This is a genomic window from Streptomyces sp. NPDC005820 (assembly GCF_040630255.1).
In the GTDB taxonomy this organism is placed as follows: domain Bacteria; phylum Actinomycetota; class Actinomycetes; order Streptomycetales; family Streptomycetaceae; genus Streptomyces.
Window position 1 is genome coordinate 300,016 of the sequence record NZ_JBEXXE010000001.1, and the last position, 23,260, is coordinate 323,275.

16 protein-coding genes are annotated in these 23,260 nt (G+C 72.4%); 10 read left to right on the plus strand and 6 right to left on the minus strand.

Going from position 1 to position 23,260, the window contains the following annotated elements:
• Positions 1 to 103: 103 nt before the first annotated feature.
• Entirely contained in the window at positions 104 to 1,318 is a 1,215-nt protein-coding gene (locus tag ABZ464_RS01360; protein WP_359269186.1) for a bifunctional adenosylcobinamide kinase/adenosylcobinamide-phosphate guanylyltransferase, read from the plus strand.
• Positions 1,319 to 1,481: 163 nt separating this feature from the next.
• Here ABZ464_RS01360 and ABZ464_RS01365 read toward each other — a convergent pair whose 3' ends face one another.
• Positions 1,482 to 2,387 carry a class I SAM-dependent methyltransferase gene (locus ABZ464_RS01365; RefSeq protein ID WP_359269189.1) on the minus strand — a complete coding sequence of 302 codons (906 nt, stop codon included), beginning with the start codon at positions 2,385 to 2,387 and terminating at the stop codon, positions 1,482 to 1,484.
• Positions 2,388 to 2,540: 153 nt separating this feature from the next.
• On the opposite strand from ABZ464_RS01365, the gene cobT reads away from it, so the two are divergent.
• The 3 genes from cobT to ABZ464_RS01380 all read left to right on the plus strand — a co-directional run bounded on the left by cobT (position 2,541) and on the right by ABZ464_RS01380 (position 6,126).
• Positions 2,541 to 3,620 (plus strand): nicotinate-nucleotide--dimethylbenzimidazole phosphoribosyltransferase, encoded by a 1,080-nt coding sequence (cobT, locus tag ABZ464_RS01370; RefSeq protein ID WP_359269191.1) that lies wholly within the window; start codon positions 2,541 to 2,543, stop codon positions 3,618 to 3,620.
• Positions 3,621 to 3,715: 95 nt separating this feature from the next.
• A complete protein-coding gene (locus ABZ464_RS01375; RefSeq protein ID WP_359269194.1) occupies positions 3,716 to 5,401 on the plus strand; it encodes a phosphatidylglycerol lysyltransferase domain-containing protein in 1,686 nt (561 codons plus the stop codon).
• Positions 5,398 to 6,126 (plus strand): hypothetical protein, encoded by a 729-nt coding sequence (locus ABZ464_RS01380; protein ID WP_359269197.1) that lies wholly within the window; start codon positions 5,398 to 5,400, stop codon positions 6,124 to 6,126. Before ABZ464_RS01375 ends, ABZ464_RS01380 begins: the two co-directional genes overlap by 4 nt.
• On the opposite strand, the gene ABZ464_RS01385 is transcribed toward ABZ464_RS01380, so the two are convergent.
• On the minus strand, positions 6,123 to 6,881 hold the full coding sequence (locus tag ABZ464_RS01385) for a hypothetical protein (RefSeq protein WP_359269199.1): 759 nt from the start codon (positions 6,879 to 6,881) through the stop codon (positions 6,123 to 6,125). The two genes, ABZ464_RS01380 and ABZ464_RS01385, sit on opposite strands and share 4 nt — an antisense overlap.
• Positions 6,882 to 6,954: 73 nt before the next feature.
• On the opposite strand from ABZ464_RS01385, the gene ABZ464_RS01390 reads away from it, so the two are divergent.
• Positions 6,955 to 7,737 (plus strand): adenosylcobinamide-GDP ribazoletransferase, encoded by a 783-nt coding sequence (locus tag ABZ464_RS01390; protein WP_359269615.1) that lies wholly within the window; start codon positions 6,955 to 6,957, stop codon positions 7,735 to 7,737.
• Here the strand turns inward: ABZ464_RS01390 and ABZ464_RS01395 are convergent.
• The 4 genes from ABZ464_RS01395 to ABZ464_RS01410 all read right to left on the minus strand — a co-directional run bounded on the left by ABZ464_RS01395 (position 7,734) and on the right by ABZ464_RS01410 (position 13,695).
• Positions 7,734 to 8,546, minus strand: a complete 813-nt coding sequence (locus tag ABZ464_RS01395) for an endo alpha-1,4 polygalactosaminidase (protein ID WP_359269202.1) — start codon at positions 8,544 to 8,546, stop codon at positions 7,734 to 7,736. The genes ABZ464_RS01390 and ABZ464_RS01395 overlap by 4 nt on opposite strands.
• A complete protein-coding gene (locus ABZ464_RS01400) occupies positions 8,543 to 10,009 on the minus strand; it encodes a hypothetical protein (protein WP_359269205.1) in 1,467 nt (488 codons plus the stop codon). Before ABZ464_RS01400 ends, ABZ464_RS01395 begins: the two co-directional genes overlap by 4 nt.
• Positions 10,006 to 11,523 (minus strand): GT4 family glycosyltransferase PelF, encoded by a 1,518-nt coding sequence (gene pelF, locus ABZ464_RS01405; RefSeq protein WP_359269208.1) that lies wholly within the window; start codon positions 11,521 to 11,523, stop codon positions 10,006 to 10,008. Before pelF ends, ABZ464_RS01400 begins: the two co-directional genes overlap by 4 nt.
• 135 nt (positions 11,524 to 11,658) lie before the next feature.
• Positions 11,659 to 13,695 carry a hypothetical protein gene (locus ABZ464_RS01410; RefSeq protein ID WP_359269210.1) on the minus strand — a complete coding sequence of 679 codons (2,037 nt, stop codon included), beginning with the start codon at positions 13,693 to 13,695 and terminating at the stop codon, positions 11,659 to 11,661.
• Between the two features lie 390 nt (positions 13,696 to 14,085).
• Between ABZ464_RS01410 and ABZ464_RS01415 the strand changes: the two genes are divergently transcribed.
• The 5 genes from ABZ464_RS01415 (at position 14,086) to aceE (ending at position 23,177) form a co-directional block, all read left to right on the plus strand.
• Complete coding sequence (locus ABZ464_RS01415; protein ID WP_359269212.1) at positions 14,086 to 15,612, plus strand: leucyl aminopeptidase; 1,527 nt, start codon at positions 14,086 to 14,088, stop codon at positions 15,610 to 15,612.
• A 370-nt stretch (positions 15,613 to 15,982) separates the two neighbouring features.
• Positions 15,983 to 17,371, plus strand: coding sequence for a dihydrolipoyl dehydrogenase (lpdA, locus tag ABZ464_RS01420; protein ID WP_359269213.1), 1,389 nt, complete (start codon positions 15,983 to 15,985; stop codon positions 17,369 to 17,371).
• A 60-nt stretch (positions 17,372 to 17,431) separates the two neighbouring features.
• Complete coding sequence (gene sucB / locus ABZ464_RS01425; RefSeq protein WP_359269215.1) at positions 17,432 to 19,246, plus strand: 2-oxoglutarate dehydrogenase, E2 component, dihydrolipoamide succinyltransferase; 1,815 nt, start codon at positions 17,432 to 17,434, stop codon at positions 19,244 to 19,246.
• 324 nt (positions 19,247 to 19,570) lie between these two features.
• Positions 19,571 to 20,194, plus strand: a complete 624-nt coding sequence (locus tag ABZ464_RS01430; RefSeq protein ID WP_359269217.1) for a GntR family transcriptional regulator — start codon at positions 19,571 to 19,573, stop codon at positions 20,192 to 20,194.
• Positions 20,195 to 20,474: 280 nt separating this feature from the next.
• The gene (gene aceE, locus ABZ464_RS01435; protein WP_359269219.1) at positions 20,475 to 23,177 is read left to right on the plus strand and encodes a pyruvate dehydrogenase (acetyl-transferring), homodimeric type; all 2,703 of its coding nucleotides are present in this window, start codon (positions 20,475 to 20,477) and stop codon (positions 23,175 to 23,177) included.
• The last annotated feature ends 83 nt before the right edge of the window (positions 23,178 to 23,260 follow it).

Consider the following 23,260-nt stretch of genomic DNA (forward strand, 5'->3'; position numbering starts at 1 on the left):
TGATATGAACACGTGCAGAGCAGAAGCCGGATCTTGGTCCGGCCCCTGCCGAGCAGCCTAGTCGGATGCGCAAGACCAGGTCAGAGACGCGAAAATACGCTGTGTGGAAGTGACTCTGCTCGGAACCGGTGCCCCCGCGGGACTGCCCCGCCCCGACTGCCCCTGCGCGGTGTGCGCGATGTCGCTGGGACCGCACGCGCGTGCGGCGACGGCGTTGCTCGTGGACGGGGCGCTGTTGCTCGATCTGACGCCGGGTGCGGCCTTCGCGGCGGCCCGGGTGGGACATTCGCTGGGCGGTGTACGGCAGGTGCTGCTGTCGCATCCGCACGACGGGCCGCCGGTGGAGGTGCCGGCCGGGTTGCCGCAGCCCGGCCGGGTGCCGGACGGGCGGGAGCTGGCGCTGCTGACGGGGCATCGGGTGCGGGCGGTGGCGATGGACGCGCCCGGAACCGGCTACGCGGTGACCGGTCCCGACGGGCAGCGGCTGCTGTACCTGCCGCCGGGGGGCGCGCCGGCCGGTCTGGAGGAGGGGGCGGAGCCCGCCGAGCGGTACGACCTGGTCTTTGCCGACCTCGTGGGGCGGCCGGACGCGCTGGCGAAGCTGCGGGCGGTGGGCGCGGCCGGGCCGACGACGGATGTGGTGGCCGTACATCTGGACCATGACGTGCCGCCGGGCGCGGAGTTGACGCGACGGCTCGCGGCGGCGGGGGCGCGGGCGGTGCCGGACGGGACGACGCTGGTGGCGGGCGTGTACGAGGACGTGCCGGACGTGCCGCGGCGGACGCTGGTGCTGGGCGGGGCGCGGTCGGGGAAGTCGGTGGAGGCGGAGCGGCGGCTGGAGTCGTTCCCCGACGTGCTGTACGTGGCCACCGGAGGCTCGCGGAGCGGGGACACCGAGTGGGCGGCGCGGGTGTCGGCGCACCGGGAGCGGCGGCCGGGGTCGTGGCGTACGGCCGAGACGTGCGATCTCGTGCCGCTGCTGGCGGACGAGGGGGCCGCGGCGCCGGTGCTGATCGACTGTCTGTCGCTGTGGCTGACGGATGCCATGGACTCCGTGGGGGCGTGGGACGACGCGGTGTGGGCGGACGGGGGTGAGCGGGCCCTGCGGGCGCGGGTCGCGGAGTTGGCGGGGGCGGTGCGGGGGGCTCGGCGGAAGGTGGTGCTGGTGTCGAACGAGGTGGGGTCGGGGATCGTGCCGGCGACTGCTTCCGGGCGGCGGTACCGGGATGAGCTGGGGCGGTTGAACGCGGCGGTGGCGGGTGAGTGCGAGGAGGTCGTGCTGGTGGTGGCGGGGCAGGCGGTGGTGCTCCGCGGTTGACCGGGGGGGTGGGACGGGACTGCGGACCGTCGCGCGGCTGCGGGTGCCTGGGGGCTGGTCGCGCCCACGCGGCGGAGCCGCATATCGACACCGCCCCGCGTCCCTGGGAACTGCAGTCACGCTGTCGCATTCGCTCCGTGGCTGCGGGCTGCGGGCAACGGGGTCACTTCTTCCGGGCGATCACCCGGTACGCGTTCGAGAAGCGGGTGCGGCGGAGGGCCGGGGCCAGGGCGTGGTCGAGGACGGCGGCCAGGGTGGTCAGCGGGCCGGCCGCCCGGTGCAGGCGGGTTCTGTTCACGTAGAGGGAGACGGCCGTCGAGAGGTCGTGCGGGGTGTGCGGGGATCTGCGGTCCGTCAGGACGATCTCGCAGCCCTGGGACTCGAGTTCCGGGAGGAGGTTGGTGAGGGGGATCAGATGGAGGTGGCGGGGCTGGTCGTAGGGGTGCCACCACTTGCCGAGGACGGTCGCGGACGCGCTGGTGGGGTCCGGGAGTTCGAGGAGGAGGTGGCCGCCGGGGCGCAACGCCAGCAGTGCCGCGGCGAGTTCCGCTCGGGGGTCCCGGGTGTGTTCGAGGTGGTGGAGCATGCTGACGACGTCGTAGCGGCCGCGCAGCCGGGCGAGGACGTCGGGGGCGGTGAGCCGGCCCAGGTGGGCCTCGTCCAGGCGGCCCGCCGCCCGCGCCCGCTGCACGCGCGGGGTCGGGTCCACCCCGTCGAACGCGGTGTAGGCGAACAGCGCCTTGGCCGCCAGGGGGAAGTGCGCGTCCCCCGTGCCCACGTCCAGCCAGCTCTCCGGCTCCGGGAACGGCAGCATCGCGCGGGCCGTCGCGCGCAGGTGCCGAGGCGTGGGGCGCCGGTCGCGCCGGCCGTCGTAGAGCGTCAGCCCCTCGGGGGTCAGGCGCGGGTTCTGGAAGGCGTGCGCGCAGTCCCGGCACTCGTCGACCACGAAGGTGCCCGGTCTGCGGTGGCGCAGGTCCGGTGACCGCAGTCGGGTGCGCAGGCGTTTCGAGCCGCACCACGGGCAGTCGTCGCGGCGCGGATCGTGGATGGGCCTGGGCCGGGAGGGCATGAGCGGCTCCGGGGGAAGGGCAGACGCGAGCGCTACGACATTCCGCAGCAAAACGGAACGTATGGGATACCGATCTTGGGTGCAAAGACGTCGCGCCTGTGGGGTGCCCATGTGCCGCCGAACCGGTCGCCCCGTGCCGGTACTGTTCGGCGAATGAGCTCGCTTAATCTCGACGACTTCACCGATCTGATCGAGCGCCCCGACGGCGGCGTGCGCCGCGACGCGGAGGCCCGCCGGGAACGTCAGATCGTGCCGCCCGGATCGCTGGGGCGCCTGGACGACCTGGGTGAGTGGCTGGCGGCGGCGCAGGGTTCGGTGCCCGTGCGGCCGGTCGTACGGCCGCGGGTGGTGCTGTTCGCCGGTGACCACGGCGTCGCCGAGCTCGAGGTCTCGGCCCGGCCCGCGGGCACCGCCGCGGAGCTGGTGCGGGAGATCCTGGAGGGCGGCCGGCCGGTCTCGGTGCTCGCCCGGCGCCTCGATGTGCCCGTGCGGATCGTGGACATGGCGCTGGACTGCGAGCCGGACGCGTTCCCGGAGGACGTCGTACGGCACCGGGTGCGGCGCGGCAGCGGCCGGATCGACATCGAGGACGCCCTGACGGTCGAGGAGGCCGAGGCGGCCTTCCGGGCCGGCATGGCGGTCGCGGACGAGGAGGCCGACTCCGGTACGGATCTCGTCGTCCTCGGCGATGTGAGCGTGGGCGGGACCACGGCGGCCGGGGTGCTGGTCGCCGCGCTGTGCGGGACCGACGCCTCCGTGGTGACCGGGCGGGGCGGCGAGGGCATCGACGACCTGGCGTGGATGCGCAAGTGCGCGGCCATCCGGGACGCGCTGCGGCGGGCGCGGCCGGTGCTCGGGGAGCAGTTGCAGCTGCTGGCGACCGTGGGCGGGGCCGACCTCGCCGCGATGACGGGCTTTCTGCTGCAGTGCGCCGTGCGGAAGCTGCCGGTCGTGCTGGACGGGGTCGTGGTGGCCGCGTGCGCGCTCGTGGGGCAGCGGATCGCGTTCCGGGCGCCGGACTGGTGGCTGGCGGCGAACAAGAGCGGTGAGCCGGGGCAGGCGAAGGCGCTGGACCGGATGGCGCTGGAGCCGCTGCTCGACCAGGGCGTGAAGGTCGGGGAGGGCGCGGGGGCGCTGCTGGCGCTGCCGCTGGTACAGGCCGCGGCGGCACTGGCCGCCGAGCTCCCCGAGAAGCCGGCCCCCGCCGAGGAGAACGACAAGGAAGAGGAGTAAGGGGAGCAAGAGGAGCAAGAGGAGCAAGAGGCGTAAAGGGACAGGCGGCTACAAAAGAGCGGTTTACCGGAAGTGCACCCATATGATCACCGCTCATGGGAAACACCCGTTTCGCCGCCGTCTTCGCCGTCTGGTATCTGCGTGCCGTCGCCTTCGTCAACTTCCTCAGCGCGGTGTGGGTTTCCCTGGGGCAGGACGTGCGGCGGCACAACCAGGAGGACCTGTTCACGCCGTACCTGCTGACCGCCGGCTTCGCCTCCGGCGTGTTCACGGCGTTCCTGGCGATCACCATGCGGCGCCGCAAGCGCGCCGCGTGGATCCTCAACCTCGGGCTCGGCGGGGCGTTCCTCGCGCTGCTCGCCTTCGCCATGGTGTTCCCGGAGATCCGGCGGCACCCGCAGAACTGGGTGTCGCTGGCCCTGACGGCGGCCTTCGTGGGCGCGCTGGTGCTCGGGCGGCGGGAGTTCTACGCCAAGGGTGATCGGGCCAACCCCAAGCTCGCCGCGACCGTCGCGGCCGGCGGGCTGCTCGTCTCGTCGCTGCTCGCGGCGCTGCTGGTGGCGGCGACCAACCAGGCCCGAGGCCACTCCACGTTCGCCGAGTGCTGGCGCTACGGAACCCTCCGCCTGGTCTCCATCTCCGACTTCCGCTCCCCCGGCGTCGCCCCGCCGAACTGGGTCGACGTCACCGTGAACGTGCTGAGCACGGCCCTCGTGCTCGGCGTCCTGTACGCCGCCTTCCGCTCCCGGCGGGCCGTGGACCCGCTCACCGAGGACGACGAGAAGCGGCTGCGGGAGCTGCTCGACCGGCACGGCGAGCGGGACTCCCTCGGGTACTTCGCGCTGCGCCGGGAGAAGAGCGTGTGCTGGTCGCCGACCGGGAAGGCGGCCGTCGCCTACCGGGTGGTCGGCGGGGTGTCCCTGGCGTCGGGGGATCCGCTCGGGGACCCGGAGGCGTGGCCGGGGGCGATCGAGCCATGGCTCGCCGAGGCGCGGGCGCACGGGTGGATCCCGGCGGTGATGGGGGCGGGCGAGGAGGCCGGGACGGTGTACGCCCGGCACGGCCTGGACGCCCTCGAACTCGGCGACGAGGCGATCGTCGACGTCGCCGAGTTCACCCTGGAGGGCCGGGCCATGCGAACCGTCCGGCAGGCCCACAACCGGGTCCGCCGGGCCGGGTACACCGTGCGGGTACGGCGGCACGAGGACATCCCGGCCGACGAGATGGCGTATCTCCTGCGCCGTGCCGACGACTGGCGGGACGGGGCCACCGAGCGCGGGTTCAGCATGGCGCTGGGGCGGCTCGGGGACCCGCAGGACGGGCGCTGCGTGATGCTGGAGTGCACGGACGCGCACGGTGACCTCCGCGCCCTGCTCTCCTTCGTGCCCTGGGGCCCGCACGGCCTCTCCCTCGACCTGATGCGGCGCGACCGGGACTCCGACAACGGCCTGATGGAGTTCATGGTGATCGAACTCCTCCGGCGCGCGTCGGAGATCCGGATCACCCAGGTCTCGCTCAACTTCGCGATGTTCCGCTCGGTCTTCGAACGCGGCGCGCGGCTGGGCGCCGGGCCGGTGCTGAGGCTGTGGCGCTCCCTGCTGACCTTCTTCTCCCGCTGGTGGCAGATCGAGTCCCTGTACCGCGCCAACGCCAAGTACCGGCCCATCTGGGAGCCCAGGTTCCTCCTCTTCGAAAAGTCCGCGGACCTGCCCCGCATCGGCCTCGCGTCGGCCCGGGCCGAAGGGTTCCTGGGCGCCCGGGCGCCGGGGCTGCCGCGGTGAACCGTCGCGTCACCCGCTGGGCCCGCGCCGAGTGGGGGCCGTTGTACGCGGCCGTGCGCGGGCCCTTGGTACGGCGGCGGTGGCGGGCGGTGCCGTTGACCCTCACGGCCGTGTGTCTGACGTCGGTCATGCAGCTCGTGCAGAACCGGTCCTGGGGCTACCGCCCGGTGCAGGACCTGGGCGCGGTCCGGGCCGAGGACCCCCTGTGGCTCGCCCTCCTGCGCACCCCGCTCTCCCTGTTCGTCCCCGCCCTCGACCTGCCGGTCTGGGGTGCCCTCGCTCAGATCCTGCTCGTGTTCGGCATCGCGGAGACCTGCCTGGGCCGGCGCCGCACCCTGACCGTCGCCTACGCCGCGACCCTCGCCGGCACCCTGTACGCCCGCGCGGCCATCGCCCTGGACACCCTCCCCACCACCGACGCCCAGGTGGTCGACACCGGCCCGTCGGCGGCGGTGGTGGGCCTGGCGGTGTACGTGGGCTGGCGCTACCGCGCGTACGCCACGACGGCGGCGGTGGTCGCCGCGATAGTGGTGGAGGTCGTACTGAAGAACAACCTGGCGGGCAAGGAGCACTTGGCGGCGATGGCGGCGGTTGCTTTTCTGTGCGCGGCAAGATGTCCCACCCAAGGGACGCGGGGCTGTATCGATCTGCGGCTCCGCCGCGGGGCGCGACAAGCCACAGCGCGCCCGCACCCGCCGAACAACGGACGCACCCACCCCCGCTAGGCGCCCTTGCGTGAAAGCTCCGCATCCGTCTTCCCCCCGAGCCAGTCCCCCAGCACCCGCCCCGGCCCCACCCACCGCCGGTCGTGCCGATACGCCCGCAGGATCGCCCGGGCCCGCGCCTTCGGCCGCCGCCGGTAGAACCGCCGTGCCCAGGGCGACCCGGGCCGGGCCAGCCGCACCATGCCGATCAGCCCGATGAAGGGGATGAACACACTGAACACCGCCATCTTGACCTTGCCCTTGAACAGCACGGTCAGCGACAGCAGGAAATTCACGGCGACCGTCGCCAGCACGGCCCCCCGGTCCTGAAGCTCCGCGTCGCTCATGTCGTTGACCCCGAACGGCGCCGCCCCCACCAGCAGCAGCCCGCCGAGCGCGGCCGTCAGCACCACCGCCTCCACGCTCTTGCGCCCCGCCTCCGTCCAGTACACGTCGTCGAGGTGCAGGATCAGCGCGAACTCGTCGAGGACGAGCCCCGCCCCGATGCCGAAGATCACCGCGAAGACCCCGGAGCCGAACCCGCGCGCCCCGCTCGCCACCGCGCCGAAGCCGCCCGCGACGATCAGCACGACCCCGGGCACGACATGGTGGATGTGCACCCCGCCGGAGCTGATGTTGCCGAAGGGTCCCTTTCCGGCCCGGATCATGCGGGTGATCATCCGGGTGATCAGGAAGGTGAGGACGAACGCGGTCAGGGCGAGGAGCAGGGGGAGTTTCCCCGGCTCGACGATGTTGCGCTGCAGCCAGTCGCCCATGTCCCCAGTGTCGCGGGCGGCGGGGTGGGCTGCCTCGTGGGCGGGGCGACCGGGCTACTCTTCCGCCGTGTCCATGACCCCGCCGCCGCTCCACGGCCTCCGCTTCGCCTTCGGCACCCTCACCGTCCTCCCGGTGCGGGTGAGCCGCTGGGACCGGGAGGCCGCGCGCGGCGGCATGCTGAGCGCGCCCGTGGTCGGGCTGGTCGTCGGGGGCTGTGCGGCGGGCCTCGGTCTGCTGCTGCTCCTTCTCGGCACGGGCCCGCTGCTCGCCGCCGTCGCCTCCGCCGCCGTACCCGCCGTGCTCACGCGCGGTCTGCACCTCGACGGGCTCGCCGACACGGCGGACGGTCTGGGCAGCGGCAAGCCCGCCGAGGACGCGCTGCGGATCATGAAGCAGTCGGACATCGGGCCGTTCGGGGTGCTCACGCTCGTGTTCGTGCTGCTCGCGCAGGTGGCGGCGCTGGCACGGCTGTACGACGACTCATGGGCCCGGGGTGCGGTCGCCGCCGTCGTCTCGGCGGTGGCGGCCCGTCTGGCGCTGACCCTGGCGGCCCGGGCGGGTGTCCCGCCGGCCCGGCCGGAGGGTCTGGGCGCGGCGGTGGCGGGCGTGGTCCCGGTTCCGGCCGCGCTGACGGTGACGGCCTTGTTCACGGCCGCCGCGGCAGCCGTGGGCGCGCTGTCGGGCGCCTACGACACCGCCCGCACGCCCCTAGCCCTCCTCGCCGCCCTGGCCACCGCCGAACTCCTCCTGCGCCACTGCACCCGCCGCTTCGGCGGGGTGACGGGGGACGTGTTCGGCGGCGTGGCGGAGACAGCGGCGACGACGGCCCTGGTGGCGCTGACCCTGGGCGGCTAACAGGCCTCCCGCCACACCCCCAGTTCGTACTTCTTCAGCAGCGAACTCAGCTTCAGCCGCCGGGACTCCGCGCAGAAGTCGCTGGTCGGGAGTTCGTACTCGACGTGGAAGACCGCCTTGTCCGCCTCGATGAACGGCGTCATGTCCGCGCACTCGTCGTACTGCGCGCACTGCTCGTTGACCGCGAAGTCGAAGTCGTCGACGAGTGCCGGGATCTGGTCGAGGTCGTTCTTCAGGCCGACGGACATGCCCCGTTCGTGGGCGAGGCGGGCGAGCAGCCGGTTGTAGCGGAGCTGGTCGGCCGCCTTCAGCGGGAAGCCGGTGGTGTTCTTGTAGCCGTCCATGTTGTCCGGCTCGACCGCGTCGAAGCCCTTGTCCCGGCACATGTCGAGGCGCGCCGCCATCAGGGGTTCGAGGACGTCCACCGCGCGGATGTCGAGCCAGCGTTCGCCCTTCCAGCCGTTGCCCTTGCCGATCACGGACTTCGGGAAGTCGCCGGCGTCCGGGCGCCAGTCCTCCCAGGCGCCGGTGGACAGGTAGCAGATGACCTTGCGGCCGTCGGCGTGCAGTGCGGCGACGGTCTTCTTCGTGTGGTCGAAGCCGTCGATGTCGTACACCGGGACGTCGACGGAGGTGTCCAGCTTGCCGCTGAGCTGCCACTGCCAGTCGGTGCCGGGCCGGGGTTGCCAGCGCTTCCCCGCGGCCGTACCGCCGGTCGCCGGTTCGTCGCCCTTGCCGTCGGAGACCGTCGTGCAGCCCGTGAGCAGCAGGAGCAGGGAGGCGGTCGCGAGGAGGGATCGCGTGTTCATCGGTGGGCCGTCGCTCTTCCCAGGAGTGTGCGGACCAGCAGCGCCTGGACGGCGGCCGCCGTTGTGTACACCGTAAGGGCCACCCCGTGCGGGTCGGCGAGGTGGGTGAGCAGGGCGAGGGTCTGGGCGAGGGCGGCGGCGCAGCAGACGGCGGCCGTGCCGTGGACCGCGCCGAAGGACTGGAGCAGCAGCCCGGTCCACAGCACCACGCCCAGCAGGAGCAGATCGGCCAGGCGTACGGCGGTGAGGCCGGGGGTGTCCGGCCACAGGGCGGTGGCGGTCAGGCCGAGGGCCGCGAGGACCAGGAGGTAGGCGGCGAGGCACTCGGCGCCCGTGCGCAGGGTCGCCCGCCGGAAGGCGTGCGGGGTGCCCGTGGTGCGCAGTCCGGCCAGGCTGCCGCTGCGGAAGCGGTACAGCAGCCATTCGGCGGGGCCCATGCTGAGGGTGAGCGCCACGGCGGCGGGCGCGGCGAGCGCGCTGTGCTCCTCCCCCGCCAGGACGTCGCCGAGGGCCGCGTACAGGACGAGCGCGCCGCTGCCGAGGCCGAACAGGGCGTACGGCAGGGAGGCCGCCGGGGCGGGGGCGCCGGCCCCGCCGGGCGACTCCCGCACGCGGGTCGCCACCGAGAGCAGTCCGAGCAGCATCACCGCGACCAGTGAGCCCACCAGCAGGGTCGGGCCGACCGGGTCCGGGAGGGGGTGGGCCAGGGCCAGGAGGGCGCCCGCCGTGAGCGGTGCCAGCGCGGCCAGCAGGGCCCGTTCGCGGCCGAGGACGAGCAGGGTGGTGGAGGCGCCGAGGTAGCAGGACTGGCCGGCGGCGAAGGCCACGGCCGCCCCGTCGGCGGGGCCGGCGACGGCCAGTGCGGTCAGCGCGCCGAGCAGGGCGCCCACCGGGGCCCCGACGAGGAGGCAGCGGCGGGCGGCGGGAAGGTCGCCCAGGCCCAGCCAGACGTACGCGCGGTGGGACAGGCCCTGGTTCCAGGTCCAGCCGAACAGCGCGCCGGCCAGCAGCGGGACCGTGCCCGGCGGCAGGCCGAAGGCGCCGGGCGGGCCGGCGAGCAGGGGGGCGCCGAGGACGTGGGCGAAGCCGGGCAGGGCGAAGACGAGCCCGCGCAGGAGGCAGGCGCGCAGGCCGATCCGCCAGGGGTCGTGCGGTGGGGTGTCGGGTTCCGGGTGGCGGCGCGGGACGCGGGCGTAGAGCTCCTCGGCGAGCGCGAAGGAGTTGCGTACGCCGTAGCGTTCGCGGATCTGGTCGTCGGAGAGGCCGTCGGACTCCAGTACCGCGGCTATCTCGTCCGGGTGGACGGCGGCGGCCGCGAAGTCGCCGAGGTGTGCGGCGAGTTGGTCGACGGGGTCGGGGGCGGCCCAGGAGGGGGCGGTCCTCGCGGTGCGCTGCTGGGGGACGAAGGGGCGTGCGGTCGTCTCCCGGCCGGTCGTCTCCCGGCCGGTGGTCTTCTGGTTCACCAGCCCGTCCCGTCCGTCGCCACGGCCCGGTACCACGGGTCGCGCAGTTCCTCGGTCCAGTCGGCGACCGTCTCGACCGTGGGCTCGTAGACGTCGAGGCCCGCGAGTTCCTGGTAGATCGTGCGGAAGTTGTCGACCGAGCGGCGGAGCGTGAACCGGTCGATGACCCGCTGCCGGGACAACTCGCCCAGCTTCAGGCGCCGTTCGTCGTCCTTGAGGAGGGCGAGCGCGGCGGCGGCCAGCTTCTCCGGCTCGCGCGGCGGGACGACGATCCCGGTGTCGCCGACGGCCTCGCGCACTCCGCCGACGTCCGTCGACACCGTCGTACGGCCGCAGGACATGGCCTCGATGAGGGAGAACGGGAAGCCCTCGGAGATCGAGGACAGCACCACGACGTGGCCGGCCGCGTAGGCGCGCCGGACCTCGGTGACCCGGCCCTCGAAGGTGAGGCCGTCGGTGACGCCGAGTTCGGCGGCGAGCTTCTCCAGCCGGGTGGCGTACTCCTCGCAGCCGGGCGGCACCGGGCCGAACAACCTGAGGCGGGTGTCGGGGAGTTCGGCGCGGACCAGGGCGTAGGCGCGCAGCAGGGTTTCCAGGTCCTTGATGGGGTCGATCCGGCCGCACCAGGCCAGGGTGGGCACCTCGGGCTCGGGGCCGGCGTGCGGGAAGGCGTGCGGGTCGACGCCGTTGTAGACCGTGCGGATCTTTTGCGGGTCGGCGCCGCCGCGCTCCTCCCAGCGGCGGTTGTACTGGTTGCAGGGGGTGATGAGGTCGGCCGTGCGGTAGCCGAGGGTGTTCAGGGCGCGGTGGAAGCCGAGCATGAAGGCCTTCACCGGCCAGCGCTGTGCCTCGCGGCGGCTGCCGAGGTAGCGCTCGCGCAGATAGATGCCGTGCTCGGTGAGGAGGAACGGCACGCCGTCGAAGTGGCGGGCGGCGAGGGCGGGGAGGGTGGCGAGGCCGCTGCTGACGGCGTGGGCGACCGAGTCGCCGGGGACTCGGAAGCCCAGCGGGCGCAGGGCGTGTTCCAGCAGGTCGGTGGCGGTGAGCGCGTCGTGCACGGTGGGGGCGGCGGCCGCGGTGGGCAGGTGCGGCATCGTCCATATCGCCATCAGGGAGCGCAGCGCGGTCTCGGTGCGCAGGGCCGCCGACAGCCGTCCCTCACGGGCGAGGGCGGCCAGTTCGTAGAGGCTCTCGCCGAAGTCGCAGGGCGCGTCGGGGTCGAGGATCGAGAGCAGGAGACGTTCGTGGGCGTCGCCGAAGCGGCGCAGATCCCTGCCGTACGGCGGCCGGTCGCGGCCGGGGCGCGGGCCCCAGGTGGGGACGGTGGTGTGGCGGCGGACGTTGGGCGGCAGCTCCCAGGTCACGGGTTCGCGGCCGCTGCCGGAGAGCGAGACGATGTGGAAGTCCACCTCCGGCATGCCCTTGACGAGCTGGTCGCACCAGGTGCTGACGCCGCCGTGGACGAGCGGGTAGGTGCCTTCGGTGAGCATGGTGACTTTTCGGCCTGTGCGCATGGCTGCGCCGCTTCCCCCTGTTTGGTGCGGATCAGGTGGGGGAACTGCGCCCCGGAGCCCGGCTGCGGGTCCGTCCGGGCTGGTCGCGCAGTTCCCCGCGCCCCTTTGGGGCGCTGCCCCTCGGGGCGTTGGTGCTTACGCCAGCTTCAGCGTGACCGCGGTCTGGAGGCCGCCCGCCGTCGTCCAGTCGGAGCGGCGGCCGGCGTACGGGGTGCCGAAGACGGAGCTGCCGAGGAGCTGCTGCTTCTTCGTGCCCTCCGGTGCGGTGACCGGGATCTGGGTGCCGTTCGGCGCGGTGATCGTGACCGTGTTGCCGATGCGGTACGCGGTCACCTTGTTGGCGGCGACGGCGGCCTGCCAGGCGGCGCGGCGCTGGAGCTCGGTGCCGATGGCGCTCTGGCGGAGGTTCTCCAGGGGGGTGTTGTCGGCGAAGAGGGCCTTGTAGTCGGTGAGGACCTTGTCCATGACCGGGTAGAGCAGGCGGTCCTCGGCGAGGTTGGACTGGTGGGCGTAGTGCGGCCGCGGGTCGTTGCTGATGGCGTGACCGAGGTCGGTGCGGGCCTCCTGCGGGACGATGACGTCGTCGTAGCCGGTGGCCGTGTTCAGCGGCTGGGAGAGGCAGGTGGAGGAGGCGTTGCCCTCGCAGATGCCGCTGCCGCCGTCGGCCTTCGAGGTGTAGATCCAGTTGTACTCGTCGGCCATCTCCGCCTTGGTGCCGGTGTTGTAGTACACGTTCATCGGGTAGCGCGGGACGGTCAGCGCGTTGCCCACCGGGCGCTGCTCGGGCTCGCGCGAGTTGTCCGAGGCGATCCACTTGACGCCGTTGTCGGAGAGGGCGCGGGCCAGGTTCGGGTTGTCGTCGGGCTGCTGCGGGAGCGTCCTGAGGCCCGAGTGCTCGCCGGTGACCAGCTCGGTGCGGTCGATCGGCAGGCCCTTGGTCGCCGCCCAGTTGTTGTTGTCGCGGATCTGCGCGGAGATGTCGGCGCGGCTCATGTACTGCGTCGAGCCGTCGGCGTTCTTCGCGCAGCTCCACGGCACGGTGGAGGTGTCCTGCACACAGCCGAGGAACGGGTGGGTGTAGGTGTGGTTGATCCAGCGGTACTTGGCCTTGTCGGCGAGGAGCCGGTCGGCCATGGCGTCGGTGCCGCCGTTCTCGGTCTTCCACTCCTCCCCGGCGCCGGCGTTGTACACCATGTCCATGGTGAAGCCGTGCTCCTGCTGCCACTGGGCGGCGTAGGCCGCGTCGGCGGCCGTCATCCGGATCGGGGTGCCGTCGTCGTCCCCGCCGCCGACGCAGTCGATGTCGCCGGGCGTGCAGTTGCGCGCGGCGTCCCAGCGGGCGTCGGGCGCGAACACGTCGTCGACGTGGACGGCGAAGTAGTTGCGGGCCTGGCCCAGGTGGATGCCCTGGGTGAGCCACTCGACGATGCCGCGGGCGAGCAGCCGGAACTGCTGCTGGTACTGGTTGTAGGCGAACGTCACGACCAGCTCGCGGCGGCCGTCGTGGGCGTACTCGCCGACCAGGCTGCCGGTGCCGCTGCCGCCCGGCAGGGGTGCGTCGACATAGCTGGTGTAGCCGGCCCTGGGCGCCGCCAGGTAGCCGTAACTCTCGCCGATCGTGGGCGAGTTGTCCTCGAAGGTGAAGCCTCCGTCGAGGTAGCCGAACCAGCCGGCCTTGCCGGCCGTCGTGACGGACGCCTGCCGCCCGTCGAGGGAGCCGGAGTAGTTCGCGTACTCCAGGCCGACCTCGGGATGCGCCCAGGTGTAGGCGTCGACCTGCGGGATGCCGTACGTCTTCTCGTACGTCTCCAGCGCGGTCTGCTCGGCCGAACCCGCCCCGAACGGCGCCTCGTTGGGCAGTACCACGCCCTGGTACCTGGCCCTCGCCGTCCCGTTCACGGTGTCGGCCAGGAAGGCCGCGGTGATCGTCGGCCGGCTCGCGGAGTTGAGGTCGACGACGGTGTACGGGATGCCGGTGCTCTTCAGCTGGGCGGTGATGGCCTGGACGGGGGTGTCCCCGTTGTCCACGACCAGGACCCTCAGGTCGATCCGCGGCTCCCCTGCCGCGGTGGCGCCGGGTGCCGCCCCCAGACTCAGCGCCGTCAGCCCCGCGGCCGCCATGAAGGCGGCGGCGTTCTTGGCGTTTCTCCACATGTGCGCACGCTGCGCCATGGTGTGTCCTCCCCCAGAGATGGATCCCCGCGCGCGGGCAGCAGGCATGGCTGTGCCGATACGGCGAAGGATCCGTGGAAATCGTGCGAACAGCGAAGTGATCTCTTCGCCGGAACCCGACGAGTGTGACCCACCTCATGGAGTGCGAGGATCCAGAAATGGCTACGACGCCACAGACAGGTGAACGCTCGCGTGCATGAGCGAATGCGCAGGCACGCGTAGGCTCGTTGCGGGGTTCGTCACGCCGGTTCGCCGCGCCGGTGCGACCTACCCCGCGTGCGACCGCGCCTCCGGACGAGATCAGACACCGTCTAGGGTCTGCTGCCGGGCCCGGTCGACCCACACATTCCGGCCACAGCAACTCCACATCGGAAGCGAGATTTCACCACCGTGACTGCTCTCACTCTCAGCACCGCCGCGGCGCCCGGCCTCCGGGCCGACGCGATCGTGATCGGTGTCGCCAAGGGCGTAAAGGGCCCGATCGTTGCCCCGGGCTCCGAGCCCGTCGACCAGGCCTACGACGGCCGCCTCGCGGGCGTCCTGGAAACCCTCGGCGCCACCGGCGCCGAGGGCGAGGTGACGAAGCTGCCCGCCCCGGCCGGCTTCAAGGCGCCGCTCGTGCTCGCGGTGGGGCTGGGCGCGGAGCCCGAGAAGGACGCCGCCTACGACGCGGAGGCGCTCCGCAGGGCGGCCGGCGTGGCCGCCCGCGCCCTCACCGGCTCCAAGAAGGCCGCCTTCGCCCTGCCCCTCACGGACGCCGGCGACGTCGGCGCGGTCGCCGAGGGCGTGGTGCTGGGCGCGTACTCCTTCGACGTCTACAAGCAGAACGGCGCCGACGCCAAGGCGAAGAACGCCAAGGCGCCGCTCGCCGAGGCCGCCCTGCTCGGCGGGAAGCCGCGCGACGCCGCCCACAAGGCCGCGCTCGCCCGTGCCACCGCCGTCGGCGAGGAGCTCAACCGGGCCCGCGACCTGATCAACATGCCGCCGAACGACCTCGACCCCGCGGCGTTCGCCACCCTGGCCCAGACCGCGGCCAAGGAGCACGGCATCAAGGTCCAGGTGCTCGACGAGAAGGCCCTCGCCAAGGGCGGCTACGGCGGCATCCTGGGCGTCGGCGGCGGCTCCGCGGCCGCTCCGCGCCTGGTCAAGCTGTCGTACACCTCCGCCAAGGCGGACAAGCACCTCGCCTTCGTCGGCAAGGGCATCACCTACGACTCGGGCGGCATCTCGCTGAAGCCGGCCGGTCACAACGAGACGATGAAGTGCGACATGAGCGGGGCGGCGGCGGTCTTCGCCGCCGTGGTCGCCGCCGCGCGGCTCGGCCTCGAGGTCAACGTCACCGGCTGGCTCGCCCTGGCCGAGAACATGCCGTCGGGCACCGCCACCCGCCCGGGTGACGTGCTGCGCATGTTCAGCGGCAAGACCGTGGAGGTGCTGAACACCGACGCGGAGGGCCGGCTGGTCCTCGCGGACGCGCTGTGGGCGGCGTCCCAGGAGAAGCCGGACGCGATCGTCGACGTGGCGACGCTGACCGGGGCGATGATGCTGGCGCTGGGCAGCCGGACGTTCGGGGTCATGGCCAACGACGACGCGTTCCGCACGGCGGTGTACGAGGCCGCCGAGGAGGTCGGCGAGCCGGCCTGGCCGATGCCGCTGCCGGAGCACCTGCGCAAGGGCATGGACTCCCCCACCGCCGACATCGCGAACATGGGCGAGCGGATGGGCGGCGGGCTGGTGGCCGGTCTGTTCCTGCGCGAGTTCGTGGGCGAGGGGATCACCTGGGCGCACCTGGACATCGCCGGGCCCGCGTTCAACGAGGGCGGGCCCTTCGGGTACACGCCGAAGGGGGGCACCGGGACCGCCGTGCGGACGCTGGTGCGCCTCGCCGAACTGACCGCGGCGGGTGAGCTGGGCTAGTTCTCCGGGCTGGGGGACTGTGCGCCTGATCACTCGGGTCCGACCGTCCGTGTGGCGAGTGCGGGCCGTGTGTGGCTTGTCGCGCAGTTCCCCGCGCCCCTGGGTGGGACCGGTCACGTCCATCACCAGGCTGCCCAGCCGGTCGCGCCCGCGCGGCGGAGCCGCAGATCGACACAGCCCCGCGCCCCTGGTTGCGATACGTGGGGCGTCTCACATAGGTGCCCCGTGTCTCGTTGGCCTCCGACAAGTGCGAGGATGGGCGTCGGCAGGACAGGGCCCCCACCACAGGGCCGGAGAAAGAGCGGCCGGACACCAGCCGCCGGCGGTCAGCGACGACCGGCGCACGGCGCACATGCATGGAGGACGTGACGTGGCGAACGACGCCAGCACCGTTTTCGACCTAGTGATCCTCGGCGGTGGTAGTGGCGGTTACGCCGCGGCCCTGCGCGGGGCGCAGCTGGGCCTGGACGTCGCCCTGATCGAGAAGGACAAGGTCGGCGGCACCTGCCTGCACCGGGGTTGCATCCCCACCAAGGCCCTGCTGCACGCGGGCGAGATCGCCGACCAGGCCCGCGAGAGCGCGCAGTTCGGCGTCAAGGCCACCTTCGAGGGCATCGACATCGCCGGGGTCCACAAGTACAAGGACGGTGTCATCTCCGGCCTGTACAAGGGTCTCCAGGGGCTGGTCGCCTCCCGCAAGGTGACCTACATCGAGGGTGAGGGCCGGCTGTCCTCCCCCACCTCCGTCGACGTCAACGGACAGCGGATCCAGGGGCGCCACGTCCTGCTGGCCACCGGCTCCGTGCCGAAGTCGCTGCCCGGCCTGGAGATCGACGGCAACCGGATCATCTCCTCCGACCACGCCCTCGTCCTGGACCGCGTACCGAAGTCCGCGATCATCCTCGGCGGCGGTGTCATCGGCGTCGAGTTCGCCTCGGCGTGGAAGTCCTTCGGCGCGGACGTCACCGTCATCGAGGGTCTGAAGCACCTCGTCCCGGTCGAGGACGAGAACAGCTCCAAGCTGCTCGAGCGCGCCTTCCGCAAGCGCGGCATCAAGTTCAACCTCGGCACCTTCTTCTCGAAGGCCGAGTACACCGCCGACGGCGTCAAGGTCACCCTGGCCGACGGCAAGGAGTTCGAGGCCGAGGTCCTGCTGGTCGCGGTCGGCCGCGGCCCGGTCTCCGCCGGTCTCGGTTACGAGGAGCAGGGCGTCGCGACGGACCGCGGCTATGTCCTCGTCGACGAGTACATGCGGACGAACGTCCCCACCATCTCCGCCGTCGGCGACCTGGTCCCGACCCTCCAGCTCGCGCACGTCGGCTTCGCCGAGGGCATCCTGGTGGCGGAGCGTCTGGCCGGCCTGAAGACCGTCCCGATCGACTACGACGGTGTCCCGCGGGTGACCTACTGCCACCCCGAGGTCGCCTCCGTCGGCATCACCGAGGCCAAGGCCAAGGAGATCTACGGCGCGGACAAGGTCGTCGCTCTGAAGTACAACCTGGCGGGCAACGGCAAGAGCAAGATCCTGAACACCTCGGGCGAGATCAAGCTCGTCCAGGTCAAGGACGGTGCCGTGGTCGGCGTCCACATGGTCGGCGACCGCATGGGCGAGCAGGTCGGCGAGGCCCAGCTGATCTACAACTGGGAGGCCCTGCCGGCCGAGGTCGCCCAGCTCATCCACGCCCACCCGACGCAGAGCGAGGCGCTCGGCGAGGCCCACCTGGCCCTGGCGGGCAAGCCGCTGCACTCGCACGACTGACCCCTCGGTCGACGAAGCGACGACACAGACTTCCGCAACTCGTAAGGAGCAACCGAAACCATGGCGGTTTCCGTAACCCTTCCGGCGCTCGGCGAGAGCGTCACCGAGGGCACTGTCACCCGCTGGCTGAAGGCCGAGGGTGAGCGCGTAGAGGCCGACGAGCCGCTGCTCGAGGTCTCCACCGACAAGGTCGACACCGAGATCCCCGCGCCCGCCGCGGGCATCCTGGCGTCCATCAAGGTCGCCGAGGACGAGACCGTCGAGGTGGGCGCCGAGCTGGCGATCATCGACGACGGCACCGGCGCCCCGGCCGCCACCCCGGCCCCGGCCGCCGAGCCCGCCGCGGCTCCGGCGCCCGCCGCCCCGGCCCCCGTGGCCGAGGCCCCGGCCGCCCCCGCCCCGGCCGCCGAGGCGCCCGCCGCCCCGGCTCCCGCCGGCGGCGCCACCGGCACGGACGTCGTCCTGCCCGCGCTCGGCGAGTCCGTCACCGAGGGCACCGTCACCCGCTGGCTGAAGGAGGTCGGCGAGGAGGTCGCGGAGGACGAGCCCCTGCTCGAGGTCTCCACGGACAAGGTCGACACCGAGATCCCGGCGCCGGTCGCCGGTGTCCTGCTGGAGATCGTCGTCGGTGAGGACGAGACCGCCGAGGTCGGCGCCAAGCTCGCCGTCATCGGCGCCCCGGGCGCGGCTCCGGCCGCCCCGGCCCCGGCGCCCGCCGCCGCTGCCCCGGCTCCGGTCGCTCCCGCCGCCCCGGCTCCGGCCCCGGCTGCTCCGGCCGCCCCGGCCGCCGCCGCTCCGGCCCCGGTCCAGCCCGCGGCTCCGGCTCCGGCCCCGGCCCCCGCGCCGGTGGCTCCGGCCCCGGCCCCCGCGCCGGTGGCTCCGGCCCCGGTCGCCCCGGCGCCCGTGGCTCCCGTGCCCGCCGCCGCCCAGCCCACCGACGAGGGTGCCTACGTCACCCCGCTGGTGCGCAAGCTCGCCGCCGAGAACGGCGTCGACCTGGGCTCCGTCAAGGGCACCGGCGTCGGCGGTCGTATCCGCAAGCAGGACGTCATCGCCGCCGCCGAGGCCGCGAAGGCCGCGGCTGCTGCCCCGGCTCCGGCCGCGGTCGCCCCGGCAGCCGCCGCGAAGAAGGCCCCGGCGCTGGAGGTCTCCCCCCTGCGCGGCCAGACCGTGAAGATGCCCCGCATCCGCAAGGTCATCGGCGACAACATGGTCAAGGCGCTGCACGAGCAGGCGCAGCTGTCCTCGGTCGTCGAGGTCGACGTCACTCGTCTGATGCGGCTGCGGACGCAGGCGAAGGACTCCTTCGCCGCGCGTGAGGGCGTCAAGCTCTCCCCGATGCCGTTCTTCGTGAAGGCGGCGGCCCAGGCGCTGAAGGCCCACCCGGTCATCAACGCCAAGATCAACGAGGCCGAGGGCACGATCACCTACTTCGACTCCGAGAACGTCGGCATCGCCGTGGACTCGGAGAAGGGCCTGATGACCCCGGTCATCAAGGGTGCCGGTGACCTCAACATCGCGGGTATCGCCAAGGCCACGGCCGACCTGGCCGGCAAGGTCCGCGGCAACAAGATCACCCCGGACGAGCTGTCCGGCGCGACCTTCACCATCTCCAACACCGGTTCGCGCGGTGCGCTCTTCGACACGATCATCGTGCCGCCGGGCCAGGTCGCGATCCTCGGCATCGGTGCCACGGTGAAGCGCCCGGCCGTCATCGAGACGGAGGAGGGCACGGTCATCGGCGTCCGCGACATGACGTACCTGACCCTGTCCTACGACCACCGCCTGGTCGACGGCGCCGACGCGGCCCGTTACCTGACCGCGGTCAAGGCGATCCTGGAGGCGGGCGAGTTCGAGGTCGAGCTCGGCCTCTGAGTCACCTGATCACGCGGTACGGCGCCCCGCCCGGGCTCACCCGGGCGGGGCGCCGCTTTGTGGCGTACGGCAGCTCCGACTTCCCAGGGGCGCGGGGCTGTGTCGATATGCGGCTCCGCCGCGTGGGCACGACAAGCCACCCACAACCCGCACCCGCCGGACGACACCACCCGCACCCCCGGATTGCGCCACAGACCCCATGTAAGCCATGTCTCACCTGCGTAAAAGCACCGCCGCCCGCCTGACCCACGACACGAACCAGCCGTATTGTCTAAACGTCGAACGCCCCGGGGCCCAAGGGCGGCCCCTCCTTAAGGAGCACTCATGACCGCGCCCGTCGTCCACTCGCTGCGCGAACAGATCCGCGAGCACATCGTGGAGGGGATCGTCAGCGGGCGCTGGAAGCCGGGCGAGCGGATCGTGGAGCGGCGGATCGCCACCGAGCTGGAGGTCAGCCAGACCCCGGTGCGCGAGGCGCTGCGCGAGCTGGAGAGCCTGCGGCTGATCGAGTCCGCGCCGAACAAGGGCGTCCGGGTGCGCAACCTGACCGCGGCCGACCTGGAGGAGAGCTACCCGGTGCGGGCCGGTCTGGAGGCCATCGCCGCCGAGCTGGCGGCCCAGCGGCTGGCCGAGGACTGCTCGGCCCTGGAGCCGCATGTCGCCGCCCTCTACGACGCCGACCGCAACGCCGACGGCACCGCCCAGGTCCGGCACACCGTCGGTTTCCACCGCGAGCTGGTCCGGGCCGCCGGCAACTCCGTGCTGCTGCACACCTGGGAGGGCCTGGGCATCGAGGTGTTCACCGCGCTGTCCATCCGCTGGCTGGGCACGGTGCAGCAGTCGTACGCGGAGGAGCACGAGGAGCTGGTCCAGGCGTTCCGGCGGCGGGATCCGAGGATCGCGGACCTGGTGAAGGCGCATGTCCTCGGCTGTGCGCCGCGCGCCTAGGGCCTGGTTCAGTGGAGCGTACACATGCTCATACGTCTGCCCCGACCTGCGAGAACACCCGATATGAGCGGCACCGGGTGCCTGCCCGAAAGACACCCCGTGCCGACTTTCTCGTAATCGAGAAGTTTTTCCCTTCAACCCTTTGATCGATCATCGATCAGGGAGTTAGAGTCGCCGACGGACTCCCACCGGAGTCCTCAGCCCTGTCCTGCCAAAGACCAAGGGCACCCCCGAACCCTTACCGATGAGGGAACCCCCTTCGACTGAGGAAGGCGGCGACATGACCGACCCCAACGCCATCCAGCCCAGCGAGCTCGACCAGCTCCCGGACCGTGACCCGGAGGAGACCGCCGAATGGCAGGCCTCGCTGGACGCGGTCGCCAAGGCGGCCGGCCCGCACCGTGCCGCGTACCTGATGCGCCGCACGCTGGAGCGGGCGGAGGGCAACGGCATCGCGCTGCCGAAGCTCCTCGAGACCGACTACGTCAACACCATCCCCACCGCCGCCGAGCCGTCCGCGCCCGGTGACGAGGAGATGGAGCGGAAGATCACCGCGTGGAACCGCTGGAACGCGGCCGCCATGGTGAGCCGCGGCTCCAAATACGGCGTCGGCGGCCACATCGCCACCTTCGCCTCCGCGGCCTGGCTGTACGAGACCGGCTTCAACCACTTCTTCAAGGGCAAGGAGGCCGACGGGTCCGGCGACCAGCTCTACATCCAGGGCCACGCCTCCCCCGGCATCTACGCCCGCGCCTTCCTCGACGGCCGGCTGACCGAGTCCCACCTGGACAACTTCCGCCGCGAGTCCGGCGGCAACGGTCTGCCGTCGTACCCGCACCCGCGCCGGCTGCCCTGGCTGTGGGAGTTCCCGACCGTCTCCATGGGCCTCGGCCCGCTGTCGGCGATCTACCAGGCCCGGTTCAACCGGTACCTGACCAACCGCGGCATCAAGGACATCTCCGCGTCCCACGTCTGGGCCTTCCTCGGCGACGGCGAGATGGACGAGCCCGAGTCGACGGCGGCGCTCGCGCTCGCCTCCCGCGAGGGTCTGGACAACCTGACCTTCGTCATCAACTGCAACCTGCAGCGCCTCGACGGCCCGGTCCGCGCCAACTTCAAGATCGTGCAGGAGCTGGAGGCCCAGTTCCGCGGCGCCGGCTGGAACGTGATCAAGACGCTGTGGGGCACGGCGTGGGACGAGCTGTTCCAGCTCGACACCACCGGCGCGCTCGTACGACGGCTGCGCGAGGTGCCGGACGCCCAGGTGCAGACGTACCAGACCCGCGACGCCGCCTACATCCGCCAGGACTTCTTCGGCAAGGACCCGGCGCTCGTCGAGATGGCGAAGCTGCTGTCCGACGACAAGATCCTCGAGTGCTTCCACCTCTCGCGCGGTGGCCACGAGGCGCGCAAGGTCTACGCCGCCTACAAGGCCGCCGTCGAGTTCAAGGGCGCGCCGACCGTGATCCTGGCCCAGACGGTCAAGGGCCACACCCTCGGCGAGGGCTTCGCGTCGAAGAACGCCAACCACCAGATGAAGAAGCTGACGGTGGACGAGTTCAAGGCGATGCGCGACCTGCTCGAACTGCCCATCAAGGACAGCGACTTCACCGACGGCGTGGTGCCCTACGGCCACCCGGGCGCCGACTCCCCCGAGGTCCGCTACCTCCAGGAGCGCCGCGCGGCCCTCGGCGGCCCGGCCCCGGCCCGCCGCGTCCACCCGCTGGCCCCGCTGCCCGCCCCGGCGGAGAAGGCGTTCGCCTCCTTCGACAAGGGCTCCGGCTCCCAGAACGTGGCCACCACCATGGCCTTCGTCCGTCTGATCAAGGACCTGGTCCGCGACAAGGAGACGGGCAAGCGCTGGGTGCCGATCGTCCCCGACGAGGCGCGCACCTTCGGCATGGAGAGCCTGTTCCCCTCCCTGGGCATCTACTCCCCCAAGGGCCAGACGTACGAGCCGGTCGACCGCGACCAGCTGATGTACTACAAGGAGGCCACGAACGGCCAGATCCTCAACGAGGGGATCACCGAGGCCGGTTCGATGGCCGATTTCATCGCCGCGTCCACCGCGTACTCCACGCACGGCGAAGCGATGATCCCGTTCTACATCTTCTACTCGATGTTCGGCTGGCAGCGCACGGCCGACCAGATGTGGCAGCTCGGCGACCAGCTCGGCCGCGGCTTCCTCGTCGGCGCCACCGCGGGCCGTACGACGCTGACGGGCGAGGGTCTGCAGCACGCCGACGGCCACTCCCCGGTCATCGCCGCGACCAACCCGGCCGCGCTGACGTACGACCCGGCCTTCGCGTACGAGATCGCCGTGATCGTCAAGGACGGTCTGCGCCGGATGTACGGCGAGGCCGCCCCCGGTGAGGACCCGAATGTCTTCTACTACCTGACGGTCTACAACGAGCCGCTGCCGCAGCCCGCGAAGCCCGCCGGCCTCGGTATCGACGAGGGCGTCGTCAAGGGCCTGTACCGCTTCAACACGGCGGAGTCGGCGGGCCTGTCCCCGGCGGCCAACGCCCCGCGCATCCAGCTGCTGGGCTCCGGTACGGCGATCCACTGGGCGCTGCGGGCGCAGAAGCTGCTCGCCGAGGAGTGGGGTGTGGCCGCCGACGTGTGGTCCGCGACCTCCTGGTCCGAGCTGCGCCGGGACGCGCTGGAGGCCGACGCGGCGCTGCTGCGCGGCGAGGAGCGCATCCCGTACGTCCGGCAGGCGCTGCACGGCGCCGAGGGCCCGGTGCTCGCCGTCTCCGACTACATGCGCCAGGTCCCGGACCAGATCGCGCAGTGGGTCGAGCAGGACTGGTCCTCGCTCGGCGCGGACGGCTTCGGCCTCTCCGACACCCGTGAGGGGGCCCGCCGTCACTTCGGCGTGGACGCCGAGTCGGTGGTCGTCGCGGCGCTGGCCCAGCTGGCCCGGCGCGGCGAGGTCAAGGCCACCGCGGTGAAGGAGGCGCGCGAGCGCTACGGCCTGTAGGCCGGCCGGTAGGTCACGGTTCGGGGAAGGGGTGTACGGCGACTGCCGTACACCCCTTTCTTGTCGGTGGGCCCCGGCATCAT